Annotated in this window: 7 protein-coding genes; all 7 read right to left on the minus strand. The window is 38.9% G+C overall.

Features of this window, described 5'->3' with window-relative positions:
- Positions 1–42: 42 nt before the first annotated feature.
- Positions 43–2,562, minus strand: coding sequence for a family 43 glycosylhydrolase (locus K350_RS31890; RefSeq protein ID WP_081670871.1), 2,520 nt, complete (start codon positions 2,560–2,562; stop codon positions 43–45).
- Between the two features lie 49 nt (positions 2,563–2,611).
- Entirely contained in the window at positions 2,612–5,056 is a 2,445-nt protein-coding gene (locus tag K350_RS27190) for a T9SS type A sorting domain-containing protein (protein WP_051312830.1), read from the minus strand.
- A gap of 92 nt (positions 5,057–5,148) precedes the next feature.
- Positions 5,149–7,977 (minus strand): NPCBM/NEW2 domain-containing protein, encoded by a 2,829-nt coding sequence (locus tag K350_RS30725; protein WP_028978670.1) that lies wholly within the window; start codon positions 7,975–7,977, stop codon positions 5,149–5,151.
- Between the two features lie 262 nt (positions 7,978–8,239).
- Positions 8,240–11,083, minus strand: coding sequence for an endo-1,4-beta-xylanase (locus tag K350_RS0103200; RefSeq protein WP_028978671.1), 2,844 nt, complete (start codon positions 11,081–11,083; stop codon positions 8,240–8,242).
- Positions 11,084–11,295: 212 nt separating this feature from the next.
- Entirely contained in the window at positions 11,296–15,021 is a 3,726-nt protein-coding gene (locus K350_RS30730; RefSeq protein ID WP_051312831.1) for a carbohydrate-binding protein, read from the minus strand.
- Between the two features lie 1,672 nt (positions 15,022–16,693).
- On the minus strand, positions 16,694–17,143 hold the full coding sequence (locus K350_RS0103215; RefSeq protein WP_028978672.1) for a DUF1569 domain-containing protein: 450 nt from the start codon (positions 17,141–17,143) through the stop codon (positions 16,694–16,696).
- A gap of 5 nt (positions 17,144–17,148) precedes the next feature.
- On the minus strand, positions 17,149–17,559 hold the full coding sequence (locus tag K350_RS0103220) for a VOC family protein (RefSeq protein ID WP_028978673.1): 411 nt from the start codon (positions 17,557–17,559) through the stop codon (positions 17,149–17,151).
- Between the last annotated feature and the right edge of the window lie 12 nt (positions 17,560–17,571).

Raw genomic sequence — 17,571 nt, forward strand, 5'->3', positions numbered from 1 at the left:
GACTTGTATGACTTTCCTTACATTAATAGCTTTACTTCTCATTTACTGCTTTATAATCTTTCTTGTAATTACAGAACTGTTGTTCTCAATGGACAATAAATAAACCCCTGACCTAAGAGCAGAACCAATGGTAAGTTCATCTTTTCCGCTACCTGTCTCAATCTCCACTCCGTTGACATTTCTGATCTTATAATTGAATTTGCCAGGAGACCTTATTTGAAAACCCTCGCTGAAAAAAGGATTGGGATAAACTGAATTTCTCAATAGCTCCGTGCTTTCTATGCCTGTAACCAAATCATTGAACTGGATATAATTCAGGTTTATATAATCGGAATCAAAAACCACTCTCACCACATGTTGGCCTTCTTTTAAATTAACATCATTGATGTGTATGGTTTCCCATGTCTGCCAGCCTTTTGTATTGGGAATGTTAATCATACCGGTTGCATCCACTCCATCTACTTCTACATGCATTTTCTTTCCATCTCCATCTGCAGCCACCTTCAGTTGAAGAACATACACCCCGGTAGAAAGTATATCTACAGTATATTCCAGCCATTCGCCGTTTAAGACATAACCAATATTATATTCGCCTTCTGAGTCCTGAGTTACTTCAATATCAACTTCATCGTTTCGAAGATTAGCTCCTCCCTGATTACCATTTTTATTGGCTTCATGATAAGCTATACCCTCACCCCCCAAATCATATTCTTCAGCTTCAATCCTACCGGGAATAAGATGAGCTGTACCTTTATAAGGTTCTTGCTTCAATTCTTTAGTCAGGGAGAAAGTGACGTAGTTCAGGTTCACAAAATCTGTAGCTCCTGTGGTGATTCTCATAATTTTCTGACCTGGAGTAAGATGAACACCTTTCACTAATACAGTCTGCCAGCTTTGCCAGCCGGTGGTATTAGGAATGATTACATTATCAGCTAAGCTTATACCATCCATTTTTACAGAAATAGTACGACCATCTCCATTACATGCTACTCTAATGGCCAGATCATAGGTTCCCGACTTAATTACGTCTACTGAATATTCAAGCCACTCACCAGCAGTAGCCCAACCAATGTTATATCCACCTCCGACATCAGTACAACTTTCTATATCTACATCTTCATCTGTTCGAAAATTAACTATTGGTGTTACCTGGCTTCCAGGTGTTCCATCCATATATGCAAATCCATTACCACCCACATCAAAATTTTCCAATTGAATAGTGCCGGGAATAGAATGTATGATACCATTATATGGCCCTTGTGGCGGATTAACTTTTATAGTTATGGTAGTTTCCGAACTACGATTTTGATTGTCTGTTGCTACCGCTTTTATATTGTATGCACCGGCTGCCACATTTCCCCAGTTAAAGCTATAAGGTAAAGTATTGTCAGTATTAAGCAAGGTTGTTCCGTTGTAGAAACGTACATTAGATATAGTTCCCCCATATGCTATAGCTTCCGCTGTTAATGTAATGGAAGCTGGTGCAGCAAACGAACTATTAGTCAATGGACTGGTGAAATTAACAATAGGCGGACCAGAAGGTGGACATGGAGAATTTATTGTAATACCAGAGGTTGTTTGAGTTATAGGCTTTATTGTACCATCAGCATTGTAACAAAGGTATTCTACACAAACACTGCGCCTTCCTGTCGCTGGCCCTTGACCATTGAGGGTCAATGTAGCATTATGGTAAAACAAATAGGACTGTCCTTTAAATTCTACAATACCCGGATGAATGGTGTAGCTGTTTTTTGCAGTTCCTGTCAAAATACCACGGTATGTCCAGGGCCCGTTTATATTAGTAGCTGTTGCATAGCAAATTTGTTCAGAACCTACCGGAGCAACAAAAGCAGGATAGGTAAGATAATAAATACCGTTTCGTTTATGTAGCCATGGACCTTCAGCATAATTTGGTGGTGTTATCATTTTTATTTCACCGTCAATCTCAGTCATATTAGGCTTGAGTTTAACCAGGTAACAGATCGGATTCCCCCAACATAGGTATGCCTGTCCATCATCGTCAATTAATACTGTAGGATCAATATCATCCCAGACTTTTCCATTGTTGGTCATGTTATCACGAATCAATGGCGTTCCACGTGCATCAACAAAAGGACCGGCAGGACTATCAGAAACAGCAACTCCAATATTTCTGCCACCATAAGGATTTTTACCTGTTACTGTTACATACAAATAAAATTTACCATTTCTCTCAACTACCTGTGCAGCCCAGGCATCTTTATCACCCCAGGTAAAATTACCAGGTGTCATCACAGGACCGTGGTAAGTCCAGTTTTTCATATCCTTAGTAGAATAGCAAAGCCAGGCAGTCATAGTGAACAATTCACCATCTTTGGCTTCATCTTTTCCTACATATATGTATAATCTGCCATTATGAACAAGAGGTGCAGGATCAGCAGTAAAAGAATTACGGAAAATCGGATTATCTCCTGAAACAAATGTCGTCTGTCCATGAGCCAGGCTTGTTAATATAAGAAGGCATAGAATACATGATAACAAAGAAGGAATATTTTTTTCAACAAAATAGATTAAGGTTTTCATTATCTATATATTTCTGGATCCTGACTTAATATTTATCAAAACGTAAAATCTATTTGAGCACTAGTTTAGTACTTCTCTTTTCTTTTCCATCTGTATAGATTAGAATATACACACCCGGAGTGAACATACTTACATCGATGTTTGCTTCATTAGAACCATTCAGCTTTGTGGTACTTAAGGTTTGCCCATAGACAGAATTACAAATAGTTACTGTTCCGTTGGGACTTACATTTTCACCTATTCTCACCCTTATAATATCTGAGGCAGGATTCGGCATAACATGTAAGGTATTGGATGGCATTCTCTTTACCTGTAAGCTGGCAACAACAGTTCCAGACTCATTTTCATCTATCTGAAGCAAATATGCCAGTAGTTGATTGATTTGCTCTTCTGACAGTGAGCTAAGATTTCCATGTTTCTTATCAACATTCCTCTTGATAAGAACATCTCTTAATGTTGACGCAGAGCCATCGTGTAAATAAGGAGCAGTTTCCCAAATTCCTTTTAGAGTTGGAGTTCCGAACCCCGTGAGTTTTTCTGATCTGCGTAATCCTGAAGATGTCTGAATAGTGCCCACGTCATGAAGTACTCCTGATTTACGATCAGTGAAATCCGGGCCCGAATGGCAGGCCTGGCAACCTAATTCTGCAAAAATTAATTTACCTTCCATACCATCAGCAGTAAGACTTCCGTCAGTATTTCTATATGGGCTTGGATTTACTTTGTCAAGAGAATGTACATAAGCTGCAAGCGCATCAAGTTCATAACTCAACCCAGCTTTGTGATCTCCAAGTGGATCTCTTATAGTGCCTGAATTAAATACTGAGTCAGGGAGAAATCCCTTTCCTCTAAAAGCATTTCGTATATCATTTTCAAAATCCTGGATTTCATCAAAATTAGAAGTCCAGTGAACATTACCCATCCCCATCCCTCTTCTTCCTAACAAACTGTGAGTATTGCGCAAACCTTCTCCACGGTCCGTAAAATCCCATACCCTTTCATCACTTCCTCCATCCAGATGGCAGCTGGCACAACTGATGTAACCGGCGAATGTCATACGTTCATCCTGTGCATTATAAAAAATTTGCTTGCCCTTTAACACCTGAGCATTTAAAGAATCCTTAATTACAATAGGAACAGTAGCAACTTTGACAGGATTAAAGTTATTGGAAAGTATAATGTTTTCGGTATTAAAAATCGTTATACTGCGTGACATAAAATTATGAACAAAAAGCCTAGAACCGTCCTTGTTAAAAACTAATCCCTGAGGTGCAAGCCCGGTAGTATCAAGTAAACCCAGTCGCGAATTGGTGGCTGCATCAATCATAGCGATTTTATTATTCCCCTGCAATGCTATAAATGCGATATTGCCATATGGGCTGAATTCCACGGCACAGGCCATGTCCGCATCATTGATGTCAATCCGTGAATCAATATCTTCATTCCCATCAGACAGATTAATCTTTGAAACAATAGTACGGACGGAATTGTCAAACGTGAGTGGTTGGCCATCCCTGAATAGCCCTCTTGCGGTATTATCCTTTTTCGAAGGAATCCAGATCTCAGAACCGTCCGGAGTAATAGTAAGTGAAGAAATAAAATTTGGCACCCCCCTACCTCTGTCTTCAAAATCCACAGCCTTATCAAAAGCAAGATCTATAACAGATTTAAGAGTCATAGATTCAGCATCAATTTCTCTTACCACTCCATTTGCCTCCGGTGAAATAAACTGTGTAAGAAAAACACGCTTTCCATCAGAAGTCACAGCAATTCCTCTCGGGCTTCTTCCTACCTCGGTAATTTGAATAATATTACGTTCTATTGCATCAAGTTTTACAAGTTGCCCTGAACTCTGTAATGTTACATAGCAATAGTTCTTCATAGGGTCAAAACAAATTCCATATGGGCGTGAAGCATATGGAAGTTCAATTGTTTGAAGCTTTTGTCCGGAAGCTGAAATTACAGAAATTGTAGCGTCATCTTCATTGGCTACCCAAACGTTGCCAAGACGATCCAAAGCAAGAGTTCTTGGATTTTTGCCTGATGGAACTTCATTAATCAGTTGGTAATCGGAAGCATCGATGCATGACACTGAATGGTTGTCGGCATTGACAGCCCATACTATATCACGCGTCGTATCAATGCAGATAGTGGATGAATGAGAGGGAGCATCTTTGGGTAAGACCTTGTACACCGTTTGTGTAACATAAAGAGGAATGTCTGTCCCTTGTATACGAGCAAACACCTGATACACTCCTGGCTCCATAAACTTAAAGGTTGTTGTGAGCCCCCGTTTATATCTGCCTAAACCATTTCCGTCTCCAAAATCCCATGCAACAAAAGGGTCTGATCCTTCAGGAGCAGAAATAGTGAATGTAACACTAGTACCAACTTCAATTGGTTTGTTTTGGATAAGAGAATATTGCTCAGTTTCAGGTACAACACCTATCCGGCTAATGATTATAAATAGTATAACAGAGATTATATATCGCATAGCAATCAGTTCTTATAAAGATTAAGCTTATGAAACAGGAGATTTAGTCCAGCATCACTTTTATACAAAAGGAAATTATAAACAGATACAAGTTATTCCTTTACAATCTTTCTGATGACTACTCCATTTCTGTTTTCCACAGTGAGAATATAAATTCCTGGCTTAAGTTCTTTTCCAATAGCATGGCTTTGGCTTCCATTACCGCTTTCCAGTTCAAAACCCCTTATATCTGCAATGCGATAAAAGAAGCCTCCTTCTGTCAAGACCATCGTACCATTGTCCATAAAAGGATTTGGATAAATGACTATATCGCTGTTATTATTCTCAGTCACCCCCGTAATTACACCATTAAACTGCAGATAATTAAGATTCATATAGCTGGCATCAAAGGCAAGCCTCATGACATGTTTTCCCTCATTGAGACTAATACCATTTAATGTAATCGTTTCCCAGCTCTGCCAGCCTCCTGTATTAGGTATGGCTATCGGACCTGTAACATCCTTTCCATCAAATTCAATGTGAAACACCTTGCCATCTCCGTCTGCAGCGATTCTAAGGTCCAGATTATACACACCTGTCGATACCACATTCACAGTATATTCCAGCCATTCACCCTGAAGGATATAGCTTATGTTATACTCTCCTTCTGTGCCTCCTGCAGTTTCAATATCAACCTCGTCAATTCTTAAGCTTGCTCCCCCTTCATTTCCATTAGCATTCGCTTCATGATAAGCAATTCCTTCGCCGCCAAAATCATACTCTTCTGCTTCAATGCGACCAGGTATCATATGTGCTGATTGATTAAAAGGGGTTTGATTCGGCCTAAGTCTTGCCCCACCCCAGGAAGCGTGATCCATACCATTATCCCCATCTGGGGCAACCTGTAGCGTAAGAAGATTTCCACCAACGACACTTACATCAATATTTTTAGTAGCGGAAGAACCATTCATTAATCCACTGGTGTATATTTGTTTTCCGTCAAGTAGCACTGTAAATATTACCGATCCAGAGTTCCCTACTTCATCATCCAAGCCTATATCAGATAAGAACCGCTCATACTTTCCATCTAGTTTGTAAGTGATAGTACTTTGGGCATGCACTCCCAGGCCCCTTGAATATTCAATACCATTCAAGGCAATCGCATTACCATCATTAACACCGTCTTCTCCGTTGCTTTGATCCTTTTCAGCAGGCCCCCAGCCGTTCGACGAGGAAGTCCAATTCAGATTGGTTATATAGAAAGATGGCATTCCCTTGATTACAGAAGATGCTACACCCTCCCCGAAGTTATTTGTACCTGTAACAGTATAGTAGTATGCTTTATCATTTTCAACCTTAGTATCTGAATAGAAAAGTTGACTCGTTGTACCAATCGTTTGAAAAGGACCTGAAGGTGACGTACTTCTTTTTACTATATAGTTAGACGCATTAGGAGTGCGATTCCAATTCAGAGTAATTTTCTTTTCATCTTCAAAAATCCATGGTAATCCTGCACTTCCGGGAGGAAAATTACCTGTAGAACCTGTAGAGAAGTAAGAAGTAAATGTTTTGCTTACAGAATTTCCTGCATAGTCTTTAATACCCCCAGCAGGAATCACAACCTCATAGGTTGTATTCGGCAAAAGAGGTTGATCAGGTGAAAAATTTACCATAGAAAACTGATGACTATATTTTCCTGATAGTGCTGCACCACCCAAGGGCCTTACGATAAAAGTATTTTTGTTTACTGATTCCAGAATGATATTATCAGTAAAGGTTACACCGATTCGTGATGTCAGTGCCCGGTTTACATCATTGGATTTTGGAACTATCATATTAACTTCAGGAGCTTTTGTATCCGGTTCCCTTTGGTGAACCCAGAATCCGCTGCTGGAGCCGTGATCATTACCAACAAAAATAAGGTTACCAAAAGGTGTTACCTGACCATGATCTGAATCCCCATTGATACCTAAAGATCCTCTTCCCACAATTTTTAATTGTGCTGGATTTGATGCATCTATTTTTACAACTTCTGACTGGCAGCCCTGAAAGATAAATTGATCCTGAGCAGAATTATACAATTGTTCTCCGCTGTTGCCGATATTTAAAGTAGTTATTTTCTTAATATTCACCGGATCACTTATATCATAAGTTCCGAATATGGCATTGTTTGAATTTCCTCGAGCAGAAATTACAAGTCTGTTCCCATTTACCATTGAAGCATACATATTTTCAGTATTGCTATAGCTGTTCAACAATTTCGGATCCCGCGGATTACTTATATCATAAATGGTAAACCCTCGTCCAAAATCATGCGCTGATGTGTAAAGAAGATTTCCAATGGCAAATATAGGCCCTACCTGTCTTGGAGTATTAATATGCTTTACCAATACAGGATTATTTATATCCGTAGCATCAACTACATCAAAACCTTTGCTGCCATTAGCAATGAAAATATATGGAGCTTGCCAGAATAATTGCCAGCAAGAGCCATAATCATCATGAGCATAGCCGTCCATGATATGTCTTTTGATTTGCTTAGGATTTTTAGGATCACTAAAATCCCAAATTTGAAAACCGTACCCATCCTGAAAAAGCATGTATTTGTCGTGCTGGGGCATAGCATGTTGCTCACGAAAATTAACTGTACGGGAATCATAAGTACGAGAAACCAGAACCGGTTTTCTTGGATTCGATACATCCCAGACAAGAATTCCTCCGGGTGGTTTCCCACTATCCGGATGAAATGTGGTGATCATATATCCATTGTGCATTGTGGCCATTGTTGACCCCATATGATTTATCTCTGTATACTTCCAAATGCTTTTGTATAGTTCATCTGATGTATAGCTGAGATTTCCCAGTCCAGGCCCTACCTGTGCTGAAAGCAATCCGGGCAATAGTAACAGGATATTCAGCAACAAAACACTCCTATTTTTCATCTTAATAGAGTTTAAAAGTCGTTCTTGAATTATATTAAATACTTATTAAAGTCTCACTATCTTACCTATAAAACACTCTTGCTTATTCTTAGACAATTCAGATAAGCTCCAGTATTCATGCAGAATCCAAAGATTACATATCCTTTGATAACATTATTTAGATGAGATTAGTGAAGTGTACCTGGCCTTAAAAATTGGCCTGGTAAAATACCAGGCCAATAGTAAGAGACAGAAGGTTAGGTATTATGAACAAAATTTAATTTTACTGCTTCACAATTTTATGCACAGTGACTGCATTGTTGTTTTCAACCATAAGGAAGTAAATACCATCTTTTAAATTTTTTCCAACCTTATGGCCACGTCTTCCATTTCCTGATTCGACAATGATGCCGCTTATATCGGTAATTCTATATTGAAAATCTCCAGCATTATTGATCTGTATACCTGTATCTGCAAATGGATTTGGGAATACTGCAATAATTGAAGATTCATCCTCTATAATACCCGTAATAATATCTTTGAACTCTACATAGTTCAGATTCATATAATCTGTATCAAAGGCTATACGCATGATGTGTTCTCCTTGGATGAGGCTTATATCATTCAGAGTCACTGTCTGCCATGTTTGCCATCCTCCTGTATTGGGCAAATTTACAGGGCCGGTGACATCAACACCATCCATTTCAATATGGAAGGTTTTCCCCTCACCTTCGGCCGCTATCCTTACCTCCAGATCATATTTACCTGATGCAGCTACAACTACTGAATACTCCAGCCATTCTCCCTTTAAGGTATAACCTACATTAAAAGCCCCCTCATTATCCTGAGTTGTTTCAATATCCACTTCATCATTTCTGAATGTGGCTTTTCCTTCATTACCGTTTGTATTAGCTTCATGATATGCCAGCCCTTCTCCCCCGAGGTCATATTCTTCAGCTTCAATTCTGCCTGGAATCAGATGAGCTGCCTTGAATGGTTCTTGTTTCAGCTCTTTAGTTAAGGTAAAGGTCACATAGTTCATGTTTACGAAATCGGTAACCCCTATAGTAACCCTCATGATTTTTTTACCGGCTGTAAGATTGATACCTTTCACCTTTACAGTTTGCCAGGTTTGCCAGCCCGTTGTATTTGGTATAGCTATATTCCCGGCTATGTTCGTTCCATCCATAGCTACAGATACAGTACGTCCATCACCATTGGCTGCTACTCTTAAATCAAGATCATATGTTCCTGCAGTTTTAACATCCACGCTATATTCAAGCCATTCTCCGGATGTAGCCCAGCCTATATTATAACCTGCCCCGGCATCAGTGCAGCTTTCAATATCTACATCTTCATCTGTGCGGAAATTGACAATTGGAGTTACCTGGCTTCCGGGAGTGCTGTCGGCATAGGCAAAACCATTGCCGCCGACATCAAAATGCTCAAGTTGTATCGTTCCTGGAATAACATGCCATGAACCATTATATGGCCCCTGTGGTAGGTTTACTTTGATAGTTACTTTTGCTTCCACCACATTACCCTGATTATCTGTAGCAATTACTTTTATATCATGAGTCCCCACAGAAGCTCCAGTCCAGATGAAACTATAAGGAGCTGAATTATCGCTATTCAGCAAAACAGATCCATCATAAAATTTAACATCAGCAATAGTACCGTCTTCATCTACAGCAGTTGCAGATAGGGTTATCTGGTCAGCGGTAGTAAATATCTGCCCTTCTGTCGGTGAGGTTATTGCAAGACTTATTTTTCCGTTATTTGTGCAGCCCTCAGCAGGACACATAGGGTAACCTACTTTTGGTCGGCCATTCATATAACTTTTTAACCAGGTTCCAGCTGCTCTGTCTTGGCCGTTTTCTAAAGTGAATCCGGTACCTGTAACCCAAGTCCTGTTTAATACATGTCCCCACCAGGTAACCCCTTTAACTGCGGGGTGCTCCCAATACTCAGGAAAATGATTCTGGAAGCTTGATAGTTGCTGTTGCTCATTGTTATTGTTATCATTTCCTCCTGCCATATCAAGTTCAGTAACATACACAGGAATGCCTCCTCGGGCCATCCTGCTACAATCCTGAGTAATACGCCCATCTGGCTGAGGATCCACACTAAACCAATGTGCCTGAGTTCCAAATCCATCAATAATACCTCTATCTCTCAATGCAGCAACCAATTTCAACATTTCGTCAATAGAAGTATTGCTTCCTTCAAGACCATAATCATTCAAGACCAGTTTGGTATTTGGAAAAATTCTCCTCGCTTCAGTAAACAACCATATTTGCCAGCCAAAATCATCTATGGCTGTATTGGTTTTACCACTGAATTTATCTCGCATTTGCTGGTTAGGTTGCTGATGATTAAATAACTGCTCATTTAAAACATCAATCTGATCTATGTACTTGAAGCGCGCAGCTATCCCTTCCATATATTCTACCAACTCCGCTCTGGCATCTGTGGTACTTAGTGAAAATAACCAATTTGGATACTGTGCTCCCCACATGGCAGCATGCCAGCGAAACATAATCTTTCTGTCATTGGCAGCTTTATAGGCAGCATCTGCTCCACCCCAGTTCATAACATCCCTGGTACCTTCAACAGATCCCCACTTACATGCATTCTCAGCACTAACACCATTGAAGTATTGATTCCAACTGCCTAAAAGCTGATTCTGATGCAAGCCAGCCATGTATTTCCCTTTACAAGCAGCCAGCCCTTGAGACGGAAAATTTCCATTGCCAACAGTAATCAATACACCTGCTGAAGTGAAGGCTACACCTTTGTTATTCGTAGCCTTTGCCGTGATCCGATACTCGCCAGCCGGAACACACCCCCACACAAATCTGTATGTGTTATTTGTATGAGTACTTGTTTCTCCCAGTTTAGTATTTCCATTAAAAAATTCCACTTTCGAAACCGTCCCATTATTGGCGGTTTTTCCAATATCCGTAGCATATACATGTATTTCCACATCGGTGCCAGTTTTAAAATAGGCATTGCTGAATGGCATAGTAACTACTGCAGATGGCGGATAAGTCTGACCAAAGGAATTATATATAGTAAAAAGGAAAATAAAACCTATGAGTCGAAAAATCATTCTTGCTTTGTTCATAATAAGATTTTTTTTTAGCTCTTTCTTATTGTTTCAGTATCTTCATGACAGAAACAGTATTGACATTTACTCCTCCCTACAATCATCAAGAGATTTTAGTAAACAGATTTAAGAAAAAAATTATGGCAAAAAGAAATGAGTATTACTACGCTCAAAAAACGACCAAAACATATTGGCTCATTTATCTCACCGACTAAAGGCTTTCTAAATTTTTATTGTCTTACTATTTTATGAACAAACACGCCTTTATTATTCTCTATTATCAGAAAATACATTCCTGAATTCAGATCAGAACCAACGATCTTACTATCCGAGCCTTCACCAGATTCTACTTCAGATCCGCTTAGATCGGTTATTCTATAATTGAAATTATCAGCTTTATGAATTTGAAGGCCACTACTGCTAAATGGATTCGGAAAAACCTCTAAGTTTGCAACAGCATTTGTCTTAACTCCTGTGATCACATCTCGGAACTCAACATAGTTCAGATTCATATAGCTTGCATCAAAGGCTATCCTCATTATATGTTCACCTGCAGTCAGACTGATATCATTCACTGTAACTGTTTTCCATGTTTGCCAACCTGCTGTATTTGCCACATTGATTGGGCCGGTAACATCTTTGCCATCCATTTCAATATGAAACACTTTTCCATCTCCATCTGCAGCTACCCTTACATCAAGATCATATGAACCTGTTCCAGATACATTAACTGAATATTCCAGCCATTCGTCTTTAAGAATATAGCTTAAGTTGTAAGAGCCTTCCAAATCCTTTGTTGCTTCTATATCCACTTCATCGTTCCTTAAAGTCGCCCCGCCTTCATTACCATTTGTGTTGGCCTCATGATAAGCCAAACCTTCTCCTCCAAGATCATATTCTTCAGCCTCTATACGACCAGGGATTTGATGGGCAGTCTGATTGTAAGCAGATTGTACACCTTCAATAGTTATTGTTACAGGTGAGGAGGTAGTACTTAGTCCTTTATCATCTGTCGCTACAGCCGTTAGTGTATGAACTCCGGAAGTCATACCTGACCATGCATAATTATATGGTGCGCTATTGTCAGTGCTGAGCAATGTTGTTCCGTCATAAAATCTAACATTGGCAATGCTACCATCAGAGTCTGTGGCAGTGGCGGTTAATGTGATTGTTTGCAATGTAGTTCCGCTGGATGGACCTACAAGAGATACCACTGGAGCTTTATTTGTCTCCAATGCTGTAAATGTTAAATAGTTCAGGTTGATGTAATCCTGAGAACCTATCGTAATGCGCATTACATAGGTACCGGCTGTCAGACTGATATTATTTACTGACACTGTTTGCCAGGTTTGCCAGCCTCCTGTGTTTGGCATGGCTATATTATTAGCAATAGTAGTATTACCCATTGCAACTGTTACAGTACGATCATCGCCATCGCAGGCAGCTCTGAAATCAAGTTTATATAATCCTGTAGTTGTTACATTTACAGTATATTCCAGCCATTCACCTGCTGTGGCATAACCTAAATTATACCCTCCTCCTGCATCTGTGCAAACTTCTATATCCACATCTTCATCTGTTCTGAAATTTACTACAGGTGTTACAGCACTGCCTGGGCTATCATCTGAATAGGCAATACCATTGCCTCCCAAATCATATTCCTCCAATTGAATTGTCCCTGGTATAACCTGTGCTGTTCCTTTATAAGGACTTTGTACCCCTTGAATTAAAATCGTAATTGGTGAAGAAACTGTACTAATACCTGTATTGTCTGTAGCTTTTGCTGTAATTGTGTGTGTTCCGGCTTTTGCACCTGTCCAGGTAAAGTTGTATGGTGCACTGTTATCGGTTCCCAATAAAGCGGAACCATCGTAAAATTCAACACTGGAAACAGTTCCGTCTGCATCTGCTGCTGTTGCAGCGAGAGTAATGGTTTCCAACGTTGTAAAACTACTATTGCCAGCTGGAGAAGTAATGCTCACGGTGGGTGGTGTACCTACTATATTGAGAAATTTAATAGTATTTACAAAAAAAGAATTTGCTCCACCGACCCATCTCAAATATACATCATGTTGCCCTGATGCATTAAATGAGCCAGTCAAGTTTTTCCATGTATCAGTCCCTCCTGTACTAGAAATGGGAATTGTAGCAACTTTTTTTCCATCTCCGCCTATATTATCAAGCCATATTTCCAAACTGGCATTTCCGCTTGCTGAAGCTACATTTACCTCAATACCGCTGGCAGTGGTATTACCACCTCCCAAATCCACTCCAGCCATCATTAGCCAGTCGCCCGAAGTACTATTGGTAACTGTCCGACCCGGCGTTTTATTCGAATAAGTTACACCATACCAGTTGTTTCTTCCTTCTACTTTAATTGGAGTAAAGCCATATCTATAGCTGTACATGTCAAAATCTGCAGTAGTATTTGAGGCATATAATCCTACCGATGTACCTACCCATTCATTATAATTTTCTTGTGACTTGTCAAGACCAGACACATCTTTAGTGCCTATTTGTGACCAATTGATCCCATCCGCACTGTAATAGCCAGTAAGGATATGAGCCGCACGCTCAACCCTAAGCCATACTATATTACCGATTGTATTATTTACTTCGACAGTAGTAGTTCCGGTGAACTGCATTCCTATCTTCTTCCCTCCATTGTAGCCAGAATATAATGTGAAATAAACAGCATCCTTACCATTCATCAGCCTGAGGCCCGCTTGCTGTCCATTAGTTGTAGCATTAAGTTCAACCTTAGTTGTCAATGAATAATACTTTCCTTTGTCCTTCTGTAATATATGAGTGGTACCACTACCCGCTTTCAATCTCATATAACCAGGCTTTTCAGTTAGGCTGAACTTGCCGAAATTTGCCTTATTGAAAACATGCCAGTCCTGCTTAAGAGTGGTTGATTCAAAATAGTCAGCCTTTCCGAAATCGTAAATATAACCGGCTGAATTTGCCAGATTCGGACCTAAAACCGGGTTTGTGCTAACAGGCTCTCCTTTAGGAACTCCGTTTGCGTCCCAATTAACCCTGTGCAGATGACTTTGACGACCCTGACCTTCCCATCCCCCATTATCATAGGCATGAGAAAGACACCACCAGGAGCCGTCGGACAACATCACCGGATTGGTTACGTGGTTAGGCCCGGTGAAACCACCAGGGCTTGAAGCATTAGCCCAGAAGTTACCATGTCTCGTCCAATCTGATTCTACATTGGAAAGTTTTGCAGAACTCAATACATATTGCCCTCCTGTAACATTTCCGGCAACAAACATATAATAACGGCCGTTGCGTTTGCACATTACAGGGCCTTCTGCCCAACTATACTGATTGTTTGCATTAATCCAATTCATATTCCATGCTTGTCCAGAAGGCTGTCCATCCATTCCCAATTTTTGAAGGCCATTGTTGGCTTGTCCGTTTTTTAAAAGCATATATGGTGTTCCGTCACTATCTACAAATACGGAGTTGTCATATCCATACACACCAGTGTTGGTATTGACCTTCACTGGAGCTGACCAAGGGCCAGCGGGATTGGTAGCAGTACAGAAATATTGTCCACCTCCTGCATTGTTGGAGAAGTAGACCCAGAATTTGTTATTAAAAAAAACTATCGAACCCTGCCATGTCCCAGCCTGCGTAGCATCGTTATTGGGTATAGAGGAAGAGGTAGGTATAACCCTTGAGATTACCTTCCAATGAAGCAGGTCTGTAGAATGAAGTATAGGCAGATAAGGAGCAAAATGAAAATTGGAACCAGTTGTGTAAAAATCATTTCCTTGCTTCCAGATAGTCTGATCGGGATGATCACCTGGTAAGATAGGATTTACATATGATTGTATACCATTTGGTCCAGGAGCATTGGAAATCTGAGCTGATACTTCTATAAGAAAAAGAAGCATAGCTCCAAGACCAAAAAATATATTTCGCTTAATCTGATACATATTCATTTTAATTTTCGTATTGATTACTTAAAGAAAACGTTTAACTGATATTAAAAAGAAACACCTCACGTGCCACTTTATACACTGATGAAAAAACATAAATTGACTAACAACATGCTTATTTGATCCACTCCTTTAACTCATCTTGTTCTTTATTCATTTCAACGGCCACATCAATATTTTTAACGAGTTATAGCTCGCAAAATCTGACCGCTGGCGGCCGGCACCTGATCATGCATTAAATGAAATTATAATAGGTATTTATCTTTTAGTTATAAAACCGTTCGTTAAGAAATATATCATTTCAAAAGTATATTGACATACTTATGATTTGACTAGCTGACATACTATTACATCAGCCAAACTTAAAATTGCACACCTACAAAATGGGGATTCAAATAGTAAACACTTATAGTAAAAAATTATAAAAAATATAATTGGCAATTAATTAAAATTGATTTTAAGGTATAATGAGATCAGACTAGCGGCATGAAGAGCTAAAGAAAATAAATCGGAAAAATATTTGTTTATTTCCTCAGATGTAAAAGTGGGAAACAAAGCGCCCTCATAAGATGAATAGCAAATATATACCACAACAGTTGGCAAAATATTTCCAACCAATTGAATATCCTGGATAAAACAGCTTTTAAATTATGAAATAATAGCAGGAGAAAATCAGGATAATTAATTTAGGGATTAAAATTGACATAAAACATTTCAGGCTCAAAGCCTCCATGGATATCATGTCTGTATTTAAAAAATTTTATGTACCGAATGTAAGATACGAAATCTTAATATTTTTGTAGGATCTTGCCGTCTTCTCCTCATAACAAGATGTCTTCTTAAAAAGGACTTTAGCTTTTTTAACTTCATAATAATTTTTAGTCTTTTAAAAACTTCCGTATAAAAATTCTTTTATTTCCTAATTTAGTTTAATAATGAAAATCAGCTTGGAATGAATAATTTATCAACACAATTTGTTGAACATTATTTAATAAAGCTTTCGAAGAGTTATAAACCTAAGCAAAAGGCTTCATTAAATGATATGGATTAAAGACGATTAACTACAATGATAAAGTCAAAAAGTAAACATGTTTTGGGATTCACTCTTCAAAATTGCCCAAATAAGTTTCGGTGTAATATCAGTTGACTGCCTCAAAGCTTCTATTATTAGTTCTGTCAAAGCTCCAGCAAACATTACATTATAAGTCTAAGAATGGCTTACTGCATAATTTGTATAAATGAACCACCATACTGTTCGTTAAATAGCTTGAACCCTTCAGCACTTCGAGACATTATTATAACTCCATTAATTTTATCTTTATATAATTTGGGGGAGGATAAATAACATTCAGTTATTTTCCCTGCTATAGTATTAATAAAAAAGAAGCCCATGTTCGATATGTGTCATGCAACATAGTAGTCGCAGATCCATCTTTGCTATTGAAAAGTGTATTTATAAGCTGAATAATCATTCCATATTGGAAAGTTGTGAATATCCTGAGAGCACCGAACTTGAACAAAATAAAGCAATCTATCTTTCTCCCAATCCGGAATCAAAAAATATTAGGTTGCAATTCTCGTCCAAGAAGAGCATGCTCTTTTCTTCATTTAAACTTGCCTTATATTCCTAAATCCAGCTGCCTAAGGAATACAAGACTATACTTCTCTTTTAAACTCCAAACTGTCTCAGATGGTGATCACTATGTTTATATGCATGGTAACCTATTTGTTCTTTGGTCATCTTGCCGAAGAAAGGATGAATAAAACTATTGTCAGGAAAATTATATGATTCATACATTTGTATCAGAGAAATCCACCTGGACTTTTCTTTTGCAATATCACCAGACGTGTCCCTTACCATCAATTCTGGAATAGTAGGATTGTTAGGCCTCATGGGCTTACCTTTCATTTCATTTTTCAGAAAAAACCTACCTAGCAAAAGACCTGTAAAAGGTCGTTTATATCTCCTATTAAATAATACCATTTCTTCCCAAAGCGCACAATGTTTCAGCATCTGATAAACATTCATTTTACCCCACTTAGCTTTATTATTATGGCCTAGAGAATTGATCCTTTGAATCAATTCCTCTCTTGTTGCTTTTTCAAATACAGATTTCAAAGCTTTCAGTTTAGTTGAGAAAGTGAAAACCAATTGCCTGAATCATCAACAAACAAGGCTTCAAAGCCATAGAATTCCTTGGTGGGCGCCTTTTTAAAAACAACACCTTTAGATTTCAGCTCTTCATAGGTAGCAAGCAGATCTTTGCATGTAAAGACTCCGGCACCAAACGTACCTTTTTTCACAAGGTCAGTCATTATTTTAACTGTTTCCTTGTTAAATGTACTTCCTTCTACAACGGGGAATAGCGTAAGTTCAAGTTCAGGTTGTTCGGGAGGACAAACAGTAAGCCATCTCATACCTGGCCCCATGGGTACGTCTGTGTGCACTTTAAACCCAAGTTTATTTACATAAAAATCATATGCGCTATCCTGATCCAGGACATAAATGCAGACATGTGTCAATTTTGTAATCATAGAGTTTATATT

It is taken from the genome of Sporocytophaga myxococcoides DSM 11118, assembly GCF_000426725.1.
Classification (GTDB): domain Bacteria; phylum Bacteroidota; class Bacteroidia; order Cytophagales; family Cytophagaceae; genus Sporocytophaga; species Sporocytophaga myxococcoides.

What these genes read in the sequence shown, in the direction of transcription:
- K350_RS0103220 (WP_028978673.1), bottom strand. Translation starts at nt 17,559, where the DNA reads ATGATTACAAAATTGACACATGTCTGCATTTATGTCCTGGATCAGGAT.
- K350_RS0103200 (WP_028978671.1), bottom strand. Translation starts at nt 11,083, where the DNA reads ATGAACAAAGCAAGAATGATTTTTCGACTCATAGGTTTTATTTTCCTT.
- K350_RS27190 (WP_051312830.1), bottom strand. Translation starts at nt 5,056, where the DNA reads ATGCGATATATAATCTCTGTTATACTATTTATAATCATTAGCCGGATA.
- K350_RS31890 (WP_081670871.1), bottom strand. Translation starts at nt 2,562, where the DNA reads ATGAAAACCTTAATCTATTTTGTTGAAAAAAATATTCCTTCTTTGTTA.
- K350_RS30725 (WP_028978670.1), bottom strand. Translation starts at nt 7,977, where the DNA reads ATGAAAAATAGGAGTGTTTTGTTGCTGAATATCCTGTTACTATTGCCC.
- K350_RS30730 (WP_051312831.1), bottom strand. Translation starts at nt 15,021, where the DNA reads ATGTATCAGATTAAGCGAAATATATTTTTTGGTCTTGGAGCTATGCTT.